Origin of the sequence: Pontibacterium granulatum, assembly GCF_029961155.1 — a bacterium.
In the GTDB taxonomy this organism is placed as follows: Bacteria; Pseudomonadota; Gammaproteobacteria; order Pseudomonadales; family Balneatricaceae; genus Pontibacterium; species Pontibacterium granulatum.
In genome coordinates, this window is the sequence record NZ_JASBRH010000033.1 from 18,597 (window position 1) to 31,276 (window position 12,680).

6 protein-coding genes are annotated in these 12,680 nt (G+C 51.2%); 2 read left to right on the forward strand and 4 right to left on the reverse strand.

What is annotated here, in order from left to right:
* Nucleotides 1–273 precede the first annotated feature (273 nt).
* Complete coding sequence (locus tag QKW35_RS19565) at nt 274–5,241, forward strand: caspase family protein (RefSeq protein ID WP_282355852.1); 4,968 nt, start codon at nt 274–276, stop codon at nt 5,239–5,241.
* A gap of 183 nt (nt 5,242–5,424) precedes the next feature.
* Here QKW35_RS19565 and QKW35_RS19570 read toward each other — a convergent pair whose 3' ends face one another.
* The 3 genes from QKW35_RS19570 to QKW35_RS19580 all read right to left on the reverse strand — a co-directional run bounded on the left by QKW35_RS19570 (nt 5,425) and on the right by QKW35_RS19580 (nt 8,593).
* Nucleotides 5,425–6,117 (reverse strand): hypothetical protein, encoded by a 693-nt coding sequence (locus QKW35_RS19570; protein ID WP_282355853.1) that lies wholly within the window; start codon nt 6,115–6,117, stop codon nt 5,425–5,427.
* A 263-nt stretch (nt 6,118–6,380) separates the two neighbouring features.
* Nucleotides 6,381–7,220, reverse strand: coding sequence for a hypothetical protein (locus QKW35_RS19575; RefSeq protein ID WP_282355854.1), 840 nt, complete (start codon nt 7,218–7,220; stop codon nt 6,381–6,383).
* Nucleotides 7,196–8,593, reverse strand: coding sequence for a CHASE2 domain-containing protein (locus tag QKW35_RS19580; RefSeq protein WP_282355855.1), 1,398 nt, complete (start codon nt 8,591–8,593; stop codon nt 7,196–7,198). The genes QKW35_RS19575 and QKW35_RS19580 overlap by 25 nt, the downstream gene beginning before the upstream one ends.
* 203 nt (nt 8,594–8,796) lie before the next feature.
* On the opposite strand from QKW35_RS19580, the gene QKW35_RS19585 reads away from it, so the two are divergent.
* On the forward strand, nt 8,797–10,968 hold the full coding sequence (locus QKW35_RS19585) for a caspase family protein (protein ID WP_282355869.1): 2,172 nt from the start codon (nt 8,797–8,799) through the stop codon (nt 10,966–10,968).
* 498 nt (nt 10,969–11,466) lie between these two features.
* On the opposite strand, the gene QKW35_RS19590 is transcribed toward QKW35_RS19585, so the two are convergent.
* Nucleotides 11,467–12,351, reverse strand: coding sequence for an NAD(P)-dependent oxidoreductase (locus tag QKW35_RS19590; protein WP_282355856.1), 885 nt, complete (start codon nt 12,349–12,351; stop codon nt 11,467–11,469).
* Nucleotides 12,352–12,680 lie beyond the last annotated feature (329 nt).

Genomic DNA, 12,680 nt, shown 5'->3' on the forward strand with positions numbered 1-12,680 from the left:
ACCGCATCATACCTTGTATAGCAGGTAAATGGCGGATGCGGTGAGCTGTCAGTTTTAAAGCGATTTGCAATGTGAGACGCTTAACGCTGTTTATGGAAAAACCATCCTTTGTAAGGAGTACTTGTGCGGCTTATCTCCGTGTTAATCGCCTTATTGCTGAATATATCCGCATTTTCCGCCCATGCTAGTCAGGCCCATAGCCGACTCTTGTTGAGCCAGAATCTGCAGTATTTTGGTGCCGTGGGCACACCTACGTGTGATGCTTTTCTGTCAATGGATAAACACTTTCCGATGGAGGTGATGTCCATTGAGTCCATCAAAGCCTGTCGTGCGGAGATAAAGGGTAAGTTTGCGCAGCTTCTTCGTCAGTTAACAAAACAAGACGGTAGCCGCGATATGGAGGTTACTGAGAAGGTGGCGGACCTGTTTGCCTGGGAAGGGTTGCTGATCTACTGGATTGGGCAACTCGATTTCCAGGACAGCGATGGCAACATCTTTGTTGCCAGTCAGAATGCACACCAGGCGGCTAACTACCTGAAGTCCGCTGAACCGGCGACCGTCAAGCTCCTTCGGACCCAAATGTTAGGCCTTGCACTCTATGCAAAAAGCCAAGTGTTGGGTGATATCGAGAACTATGAAAAAGCCATCCACACCCTCACGGACGTGCACGCCAAACTGGGGGAGGACAGCAACTTACTGTCTGAAGGCGATCGGATGTCGTTGCGTGCCTATTTAGCATATTGGTTGGGTATGCTGGCGATCGATAAAGCCTTGGCCACCCCTGTTGCTGTTGACTCGGATAGCTATGCGCAGCTTCGTTTTACGGCATACCGCTATTTGCAGCAAGCCTACGAGGAGGAAAGGGATGCCGAGACGCGGTTAGGGTATCTCCTGGCGCTGAAAGCGCAGCTTGGCTACGCCTCCCTTCACTCAAACCCTGATACTGCAGCCAGGATATACAGTGCTGAAGTATTGGCCGATCATATAGAGCGTGCTGCCGAAACTGCGGGCAATACGCAGGTAAAAGTCTGGCACCTGATTGATCGGGCACGCGAGGCCGCGTTTAGCATCAAGTCTGTGGGCGATGCTGCTTATGTTCAGGTTTCAGATCTTTTGGCTCGGGCTGACCAGATCAGCACGCCACTCGATCTACGCCACTACCTGATTGATACAGCAAACTTGCGTATGGAGCTTGCGCTGCAATTTGCAGATCAGGAAACCGTAGAAAGCGTGATGAATGAACTGATACAACAGGCTGCTTATCTTGGGCAATTGGCACAAGAGCAGTCGTTAGAGGCAGAGTTGTGGGTGAGCCGTTATTTCCTGCTGATTGATATCGTTGGGCAAGCCGTTGTGAGTTTTGGTGACACTGGTGATGCGGTGACTTTTTTTACAGAACTCAACAACCAGGGCCTATCGTCAGCTGCACTCAATCTGTCGGCGTTGTATATCGAGCAGGGTGATTATCCATCTGCCATCGACACACTGACCAATATCAGTGAGGACCTCTCTGGCATGGATCGGGTGGTGTACCGCCAAAATCTCAGCTTAGCGAGGCATCTTGCAGGCGATCTGGAGGGGGCCATTGCTGTATTGTCAGAGGAGAATTCACCCTCTGACTTGGCCGTTGCCTATCAGGTGTCGCTTTTGGCGTTGAATAACCAACGTAACGAAGCGCTTGAATTGATTATCAAACATGCGGGGGCAGGTTACGGGGCTCTGGCACAATCGTTAAACCGTACCGCGCTTGAACTGTATCAGTCCCATAATCAGGGGGCCAAGGCAGGCTCGATCCTCAATACGCCTGTACCCCTGTATAGCTTTATCAACAGACTGGTCTTTAACAGCGACATTGAAAAGAATGGTTTCCCTTACTTTCAGGGGGCTGCAACACGTACTGCCGAAACCGGGGCCACGCTGGTCACGGGGATTAAAAATGATGATTGGGCGACAGTCAGTCAACTCAGCACAAACGGCCAAACCGTTGCATTAGCCAACGGCAACCAGATCACCCTCTGGGGTTCGGATAACGGACTGCCTTTCCGGCGTATCAACAGCAGCGATCGCGTGCAATACATGGACTTTCTCCATAATGATCAACACCTGCTAGTGCAAAGCGCTGATAACTTACTGACCTTGTGGGCGCTTGAAACGGGCGAGGCGCTGTATACCCTGCCGGTCAGCAGCAATATCTGGAAAGCCTATGCTATCAACCGTGCTGAAGGCTCTCTGTATTTCTCGAATCCGTATGCCCAGTTGGTTGAAATGGATTCTCATGATCCGGCTACGACGCGTATTGTTGAAGCGGCTAACGGGAGCGTGATTTTTACTACGGATGATCGGGGCAAGCGTTTGTTCTTTGTGAGCGACGGGCAACTGTTTGTCTATGATCTTGAACGCCAAGCTATACAGCATCGTGTTCCTGTTAGTGGATACGTAAGAGAGCTGACATATATTCCCGGTGTGCAGCAGCTTCTCACTTTGACAGATAAAGGGTTTAACCCCAACGGCGAGGTGGATAAGGATAAGTACCGTCTTGCCGTCTGGAGCCTGAATGACGGCTTACATGAAGTCACACACTTTGCTTTTGCCAACGCAGTACATGTTGTAGGTGCCGTGGAGGAGGGGCGTAAGGTTCTCCTGACATCCAGAGATGGTGATATCCGGTTGGATATGCAGGCACTGCATTTGCAGCCCTTGGCTGATGCGAAAGATAGCAGGTTTGTGGCGCTATCGGAGTCGCGTGATCGCGCAATCGTGAGCGATAAGAATTCCAGGAATCTACGTGTGGTTGACTACCCCTCGTCAAAGCTCGTTAACAGGCTTAAACAGCCTACTTCTGATCCGGGCCTGGTATTCTACGATGAGGAACGCGAACGGTTGATGGTTTCGTCCAGTTACGACCGGTTGCATATCTGGGATATGAGTACCGGGCAGGAGATCGTGCGTGAAAAACACTATCCCCGGGTTAATCCGGGGTATATCAACGGTCAGCTGATTACGCTAATTGATGAGGTACAACGGTACTCACCGGAGAAAAACCGCTGGGGACATTTCGAGCAGGGGACTTTGATGACTCAGCCCCTGTCTTTGCCTAAGGAGATCGTTGATAGCAACGTACGTGCGGACCTTCAGGTATTCGAGTCTGGCGAGCAGCTTTACTTTACGGCCTGGGATCAGTATCTGGGTGACACGCGTCAGCGCCGTATCTGGCGGAGCAACGTCGATATGACTGAGGTTAAGTTACTGCCTTGGACATTGGAAGGTGAGCGTATCGGCGCAATCGATTCAAACGCGCAGCGGTTAGTCACAGCCAGTGCAAAAAAGGTGCTTATCCGGTCCCTGCAAGATGGCGTGATCCGGGCGGAGATCTCCATTGCTAGTGAATATGGTGGTTTCGACGATCTCGAACTGACCTGGGTTGATGTAGAGAACCAAACCATCTGGATTGGTGTTGATAACCACTTGGTGGGTTACGATTTTGAAGGTAATCCAAAGGTTCGTTTTTCAGATGAGTTTGGCCGTTTGATTGCCGTTGCAGGTCATCCAACTGCATCGCACTTTATCGCTGCTTATGAAATCTCCGGCTCTACGCTCCTGCGTAAAGTCGATCGACAATCCGGTTCGGTTGTACGTAGTGACGTACTGTTTGATCGTATCGCAAAAGGGATCAACTTATCTTCAAAAGGCCGCTACCTGATGGTATCTACGGAAGTCGGCAGTATCGAGTTCTGGTCGCTCACCAAAAATGAGGCCATGTTCTCGATGTACCTGTTGCCGGATAAAACCTGGGCGGTGATTGATCAGCAGGGACGCTTTGATACCAATGACCTGAGCAACATTGATTTTCTGGCCTGGCGCCTGCCACAGGAACCGTTGCGTTCCTACCCAGTTGATATCTTCCTGCGAAACTTCTACGAGCCACGGCTGATTCCCCGGTTACTCAATGATGCACCGTTCAGTCCGATTCCTGATTTGCGTCGAATCAATCGCTGGCAGCCCGAGGTCGAGATTACGCAGGTGGAGGACGACGGCAAAGGCAAACTCAATGTCACGGTGGAACTGAATAAAGGCGCGTGGCCTGATTCAGCTCAGACAAAAGCCTACGATCTTCGGTTATTCCGTAACGGTCAGCAGGTGGATGTGTATCCGCAAGATCATGGCGAGATCGACTTAAGTGATAGCGGCAGCAGGGTCATCGTGTTTAAACAGGTTGCACTGCCGAATCTGCAAAAGGGACAGGCGGTGGAGTTCAGCGCAATGGCGTTTAATGCTGCTGGGGTCAAAAGTCAGACAGCCTATGCGCAGTACGTGCCCGAGAAGACAGGGATAATCCAGCCACCCCGTGCTTTCATCCTGAACGTGGGCATCGACCACTACACCAATCCCGCCTGGAATCTGGCATTTGCTGGTAATGATGCCCGGCTGCTGGCAACGACATTGGCAGACAATGTTAAGGCATCTGGAGACTATGCATCGATTGGTCGTAAAATGCTGGTGACTCAGCCCGGTCAGTTTATCGATAAAGCGCAAATTCGAGCTGCGATTCAACGTCTGGCGAATGCGGGGAGTTCCGATAGCACCGATCCCGAAGGGTTTGCACAAAGCACACCCAATGACACAGTGATCATGACCTGGTCGGGACACGGCTATGTGGATCAGGCGGGCGAATTCTATCTCCTGACCTCGACTATGGGGCCGGACTCTGTAGATATGCAGGACAATCTCCAGGGCGCCGTCAGCGCTACGGAACTGTCCCGTTGGATAGAAGGGATTGATGTGCATCGCTTCATTCTGATTATCGATGCTTGCCACTCCGCAGCTGCGGTGGACAGCGGCGCGTTTAAACCGGGGCCGATGGGCAGTAAGGGATTTGGCCAGTTGGCCTGGTACAAAGGGATGCAGATTCTGACGGCCAGCCAAGCCAACGATGTTGCCCTGGAAAGCAGTCTGCTTGAACATGGTTTGCTGACCTATGCGCTTGTGAACGATGGACTCGTGAACGAGCAGGCAGACTTCCTGCCGCAGGACGGTGTGCTTACCGCCAGTGAATGGTTGAAGTTTGGTCAACAGCGTGTGCCTCAGATCTACCGGCTTTTAAAAGCAGGTAACAGCTCTGCGCTGAAGTTGAGTCGCGGGGCAAAACGTAAAAACAGGCCGCGGGTTGAAAAGGTGCAGATGCCGGGACTATTTGATTTCTATCGTGGTGACCAAACCATGCAACTACATACGAACCATTAAATTAGTTAACGCTGCACGGAATATGAGATGTCGAGCGACGGTCTAACTCAGCGTTTGGATTGAAACTGATACTTAAACTCCGGTTGGTTGGTCCTGATATTTTATTGGTCTCCCTATTCAAGCTAAATACACGCCTGAATAGGGAGACGTTATCTATGATTTGTAAACTGCGAGATCCGAGATTTACTCAAAAATCATGGTGTAGTCGTTATATACGGTACCCAGGTTTTTTATTTTGATCTCAAACTCGCCAGTCCAACGAGGGGTCCAGCGGCAAAGCATCGTGTCGGAGCCGTCGGTGTCTTTGCAGATTTGGTTGCCGTTCTCGTCGTAAACGTACAGGTCCAGATCCGTATCGCCATCCCCACTCACAAAGACAGCGGCCTGTTCGCCCCCTTTGAAGTTCAGAGTGTAGATATCATTACGTCGCGCTTTAACACGATCCGAGTGGATTGCCGGGCCTCCAACCAAGCCTCGTGCACGTACTTCTTCCTGAGCGTCGATCAGGGCGAGTACAGGTTGTAACTGCTGTTCGGTCGCCAGCTCACGGGCAAGTTCGAGAGGGGATAGTTGTGGGTCTGAAGACTTTTTCGTGGCGGATTCGGACAGTCCGTTACCGGTTACCTGCTTGCTTTGCTTATCTTCTTTGGTGGGAATTGCGGCTTGCATTCGGGCTGCGACTAACAGGACAAGAGGATCCTGGTTTTCTACACCGTAATCGATTAACTGCGATGCCATAGCCAGTTTTTCAACAGCGGAAGTGGGGCTGTCGGTAGATGCTTCACCGGCATTGATGTCTTTACCCGAGTTAGCATTGGCAGAAAAACTGATCACAGCTGCGACTATTCCTACAGCCAGCGTATTCTTTAACAGCATATTGGCACTCCTGGTTTGCTTATGATGTTTGAATCGACCGAAAAACTCCTACCGGCCCCAAACAAATAAACATAGTTACCTAACACGTACAAGAACTTTAATAGGTTCTGATGCATGTATCGCGTTAAATGGAATTGGCTGATCGAGGCAGTAAGGTTTAGTGTCGCATCCGTACGTTTATCCCCGAAAACTAAGACGCTACTCAGAGTGCTGGTGCTGTGAATGGCCTCAGGGTAGTGGCACTTAAGTTCATGAGTGGCGTTTTATTGCCGAAGTGATTTCAGCACCTCTATGGCGAGCGGATTGCCTTCATTGGCTTGCAGACTCAGCTGCTGCAGCGCTTCAAATTGCCAGTTACCATCTTTTTGCTCATACAACCAGACTGAATAGAGAACTGAAGCGGTTTCAACAGGCGTCTGGTCTGTAATCAGCGAATCAGGTACTGGAGGAAGTTGGTCCTGGGCGATGGTTTGCAGCGTGTACCGCAATTGCTGGTTGCTGTCGGACAGTGTCACGAGAACGTCATTGGGAAGGCCTGAGGCAGTCGCTAGTTGCACGCTCTGGTCTGACGTTGTCACTTCATATAGCTGGGCGTCTGTTTCGGCATTCGTAAGGATCAGGGTAAAGGGCGGCACACCGTTCTGCCACGCAAAATGCAGACTGTCTCTGGATTGCACCAGGGGGGAGATAGAGTTCAAACCGCTGATGGAGAGTCCACGGCCCCTGGATATTGCACCCACGTCGCGTGTCGAGGAATCGGTCCAGAGCAGAGATGCAACCTTCTGGCTGAGATTCGACAGTAAACCCGGCTCCTCTTCAGGTACGACTCTGAAGGGAGATAATACTGAATCGATCTTAACCTGTTTGCCATTGACCATGAGCGAGAGCGTTGCGTGTTTGTCCGTCACAACGACGGTATCGCCAAGAAACAACGGCGCCAGTGGTGTTAGTGTGCGCTTTTGACCGGCCCGTTCCACATAGTAGCCATCTTGGGGCGCCTGCACGCGTTCTATCCAGCCCAACTGGCTAATTGTGTCGGCCTTTACCGGCAAGGTAAGGGCGAGCAGGACAAGGTGAATCAGGAAGAAGGGCTTTCTAAACATGAGTCTTCTTGTTTTTTAGTTTTGAATTTGTATTCCGCAATGGCGAGCAGTTCATGCAGTTCGACGGCAATCAGGGGTAACGTGAAATCCAGCCATACTCCCTCTTTAAACACGATGCAGGCGATTGGGAAAATAACAAATACCACCAAGCCGGTGGAGAGTAGGGATGCACGTCCTGGCGGATTGGTTGTGAATAGCAGACTGATCCCGATCAGTAGCCCCAGCTCGATAAGCAGAATGACCGGTAGCGGTGGTGGTTCTATTTCACCAATGCTGAACAGCGAGTGCACCGCATTGACGATCACCAGGCTGCCCGGCATAAGGCCTAATGGGGTCGCGTGGAGATCCCCACCGTACTGGCTGCTGTTGCCGATAATCACGACGTGGTTTTTTAGCAGCGCTGTATCGGGTATAACCGGTGACTCAGTAACGATGTGGGCGGGAATAATTGTCAGCGCTTTGAATCGATATGCCTGACCGTCTTCCTTTAAGGTGGTGTCAGGAACGCCCGCGTTGCTGTTCAGATATGAGGGCCAGCCAATGTTGAACATAATAAGGCGCTGCAGATCACTCCCTTGCCAGTGAATATCATGCTCACCGGCTTGCACGGTAGTATTGAGCAACCCCGGTCTTGCCTTTTTCCAACCGAGACAGCTTGACGGTGTGAGTTTTTCCATCGCAACGTAAAAGTTTCTTGCAGTAGGGTCACTGTAAACAGCTAGCAGTAAGAGCTGGCTGGACGGAATCAATCGTGGTTCGTGGTTGCTGCAACCCGCAACCCACTGTTTCCAACGGCGTAGTATAAAATCACTGTCAACCTCAAATAGCGGCGATGCCCAGTGGTAGTGTGCGGTTTTCGCGACCAGTGAATCCAGGGTAGAAGGGCGAAGTTCTCGATAGCCATCTGCGTTTTTCGGGCTCAATTCACGGAACGTTTTCATCAGGATCAGAGGTGGTGAACCTGCATCGGGCGAGCCGAATGTGTTCAGCACTGATTCAATGGGCTGACTATCCACCGGGAGGTTGAGATCGATATCAAGGATCACGGCTTTGGCCTGACTGGACAGCGCATATTCCAAAAGCTGGGCGAGTTTATCCCTTGGGGTGACAACCGGCTCCCCCCATGCCAGGTGGCTGTCGCTGTCTATGTCCAGAAAAACAAAGGGCGGTACATCTTCCAGATCGCTGTTGGACTGCAGGCGTAGCATCAGGTCGAATCCCTGTGCCACCTGACTGGAAATGAATTTTAAATCCTGGGCTTTATGAACGATCAGTACAACAATTATTCCGATAAAGCAGTTGATCAGAATATGCCGGGTATGTCGATTGAGCTTACCCCAGTAACGTCCATATTGTGTTGTGATCGCTGACACCTGCACTCCATCTGATAAGAGATTCATGCCCAATATATTGAGTTTGCTAACGTGCTGCAAAGCTAAGATAGCTGGATGCCCAATATTGTCGGAAAAAGGGGCAGGTCTTTATTAACCCGCTACGAAACGCGCGTGGTTTATCAGACTGGATTGATTGTGGTTGAATAGTAGCCTGATCCCATAAAAGGACTTTTCCCGTGAACATGTTGCCGAAAATCTGTCTGCTACTTTCCTGTCTTGTGTTTTCTGTTGTCGCGAAGGCTGAAAAGCGAGCGTTATTGGTCGGTGTCACTTCATACCCTCAACTTAAAGATGCGGACTTGGTTGGCCCCAAAAACGACACCGAGTTAGCGTATCAGGTGTTGGTTGAGCGTGGTTTTCAGAAAGAGAATATTACATTGCTCAGTGAGAGCGAGAAGGCGTCTGCTAAACCGACGCGGGAACAAATTCTGGGTGAGTTGGAGGCACTGGTAAAGTCAGCGCAAGCGGGAGATTTTTATTACCTGCATTTCGCAGGGCATGGATCTCGACAGCCTGCCGCCGCAACGGACAACACTGAAACAGATGGGCTGGATGAGATCTTTCTGCCCTCGGATGCGTCTGAATGGGACAGCTATATCGGGGCCGTCAAGAATGCTATCACCGATGACGAAATTGCGGGTTATCTGGACCGCATTCGTGATAAGGGAACAGATGTATGGGTGGTGTTTGATAGCTGCCATTCCGGCACTATGACCCGTGGTGGTTCTTTGCAGGATGTGCGCTATCGGCAACTATCACCGGCCAGTCTGGGTATTCCCGAGTCAGCGTATGGCTCAGCAAGTGGGTCTGTTGTTTCGCGTGGCTGGAACGATGAATCCGAAAATGAAACGCCCGCGTTTAGCCTCATGAGTGATCTGTCAGCGAGCGACTCGAACAATAATACACGGGGGGCGTTGATTGCATTTTCTGCCGCACAGGCGACTCAGACAACGCCGGAAATGCGTTTGCCGCGTCAGGGCGATGAGCGTCGTTATCATGGACTGTTCACATTCACGTTGATGAACGCACTTTCGCAATACAAGGGGCTTAGTTACGACCAGCTTGGTCAGTATATTCTTGGCCAATACCGTATGCTGCCCTGGCGTAACAGCCAGCCTCTGATCAGTGCAACAGATCTGAATGCCACTGTATTTGGCGAGGAGCCGTCCTCCATTAAAATATGGCCAGTATCAAAGGCCGGCAAGGAACTGGTCATACAGGCAGGGCAAATGCAGGGCTTCGCGATGGGTACGGGGGTCTCTTTGTATAAGTCCGTTGTCGCCGGTGAAGCAGACCTGCTGGGGACTGCGGAAGTGGTGAAGGCAAGTCCGCTGTCCAGTCGCGCAAAACTGTTATCGACAACAGTCAAGAAGTTGCCGCGACAGGTGTTTGCTGTAATTACTAATCCAGTCGTCGATTTTTCTCTTTCTGTTCAGGCTGTTGCATCAAAGGAGATGACTGCGGATCAACTGAAAGTCCTACAGCAGGTTGTAGCCGAGGTGACAAAGGGAAGTCCTTTGCTGCGCCAATGGCAAGCGGGAGACGAGGCGGATCTCAGAGTGAGTATGTTTGAGAACTCGCTGTGGTTCTTGCATGCAGATCAGAGTTTGCCATGTGATCAGCAGCTGTTAAATGCAGAAGAACTGGCATCCTGCAGCGCATTGCGTTCACCACAACGTTTGCTTAATCAGCCTGTGGACGGCGTTCGTAAAGCCGAGTTGGTGGATGCTGCAGGCAGCGGCCTGAACCGCATTGCGCGGGGGGAAAATATCGTCCGAATGCAGCAGTTGGTGTCACATGCGGGGTTAAAAGGTTCATCTAAGATCAAAGTCGATCTGAGCATGACACGAAATGGCCGGGTTCAAGCGTATCCAACAACAGCGATACCGGTTTTTAAAGAGGGTGATGAAGTGTCTGTGACCATCACCAACATTTCAAAGAAATCCCAGGACATTAGCGTTCTGTATAAAGATAGCCGGTACGGCATTACTCAGTACTTTCCGGAACAATCCGGTGAAGTGAACCGTATTGAACCGGGCAAATCGGTGACCATTGAGTTGGAACTGTACCCAGAGCCGGAAGGATTGGAAGATCTGATTATCCTGAGCCAACCCGCGACGGGTTTAATGCAGGATTTCGCATTTCTGGAACAGGAGGCGTTGGGTATCGCTACCCGTGGATCTGCACTTTTGCCAACAGGTAGCAGTCAGGGACTGATGAAAGCCCTATTCGCGGCAGCTGGCGGTAGTGGTGAAACGGCTAACGAGGCGATAGGGAAAACCAGGGGAGGGAAACGCAAGGCCAACGTCGAGGTTGGGGCGATGGAGGTATATCGCTGGGAAGTTGTGGAGTAAGAGGCCCGCGAGCTGGATAACCAGCGCAAGAAGGTGAAATCCGTAGCTTCTGCCGCTACCAATGAAGCAGTTTCAGATACACTAAAAGCGGCTCTGAAGGGGTCTAACCTCTTCTGGTTTCGACTTCTGGCCACCTGACGTTCGCCGCCTACCTGTTTCTTCAACAAAGTGACTGAGCAGTAGCTGGTTTTTTATTTAGCATCCGGGGGGCGGTATGGTTAGCGTTTGAACTGAAGACGCGGTTACCTAGGAATGCCTCGCTTATCGATCAAATTCGATAAGATGGGGGCGTTTCTGCCAAACCTGTCCGCCGGAGATAAAAGCATGCAATGTATGGCCTATAGCTTCCGGGCTGAGATTTATTTCTTCCGCAGATTCAACGTGGCCCTTCCCGTCAAAGTGCGATGAACCATTGTGGGGACCATCGATTTTACAAAAGGTGGCAGCTGTCTCGCTTACGCAGATTATCTTTCTATCTGTGTAACTCAATTGTGGGTACTAAGTGTGGTGAATCGTCTTTAATATGCTGTCAGCGAGTGCTCCAAAAGCGTCGGTCTCTGCTGCTAATCCAAGCTCCCCAATTTGTTGCTGCCACTCGACGGCCCCTCGGGTCATAGCGCTGTTGATTCCTAGCTCCTCAATGGTGGCCGCCACTTCGCGCATTTCGGCCGCCCGGCGTACCCCATGTACCATCATCCTCTCCAACATATAACCGGATTGTTCCTGCCAGCCGAAGCCGGGATAGCTGTTTGCGAGGGATTGGAGAATCGTTCGGTCAACGCCCGCTTGGCGGGCTGCCAACAGGCACTCTGCACTCAGTGCCTCCAATCCCTTGATCATTACGCTGCGGATCATCTTGATAGTGGATGCACCGCCGACGCCTCCTTCAACGATTTCGGCATTCATGTCCAGTGCGGCAAAAATATCCCGCATTGCGGTTTCATCGCGTCCGCTGACTAGCAGCGGCGTTTGGTGTCGGGCGGGGTGAACCGGTGCCATGATAGCTACGTCCAAGTAATGACCGCCAGCAGCCTCAATGAGTGCAGCGTTGCGCCTTTTGGTATTGGGTGAACAGGAATTGCCGTCGAGATAATACTGTCCTGGCTTGATGTGCCTTGCGACAGCTTGTGCCACTGAAGCTGCCTGATCTGCCGTTACAAGTGAAAAGACCAAACCGGCATCAGCGACGGCGGCTTCAAGGTTGTCACACCCTTCCACGCCTGCGGCAGCATAGTCTTTCAGCTTAGTATTACGGGACTCCGGCCATTGTGTTGCCGTATCAAAGGCACTTATTTTTCTGATAGCGGCTCTGTCCCATCCATTCACAAATGCGATTGCCGCTTCGCCGAAACCGATAAAAGCCACATGGTTGGTCATATACATCGGGATTCCTCAGAATTTGGACGTTTTCCATCACATCCTAAAGCGTAGTTCGCATACGCTGGCACCGGTCAGTGTTTTGGTGCGGGAAGCGCGGCGACGACGCTCGATCTAAGTAGATGCAAAGCTTGATGCTTAGACCTATGGGATGCAATGTTCGATAGCTGTGAGGGGGGAAGGACTATGTCGGAAGGGGCATGGCATGGCCTTATCGAATGCGTCCGAAGTCGCAGATGCTCATGTGTATGTTCACCTAACCGGGGAGTAATAAGTACTGGACGACTAAAAGAATCACGCGCCGGAAATGATTAAGTGCTGCGAGAAATGCAATT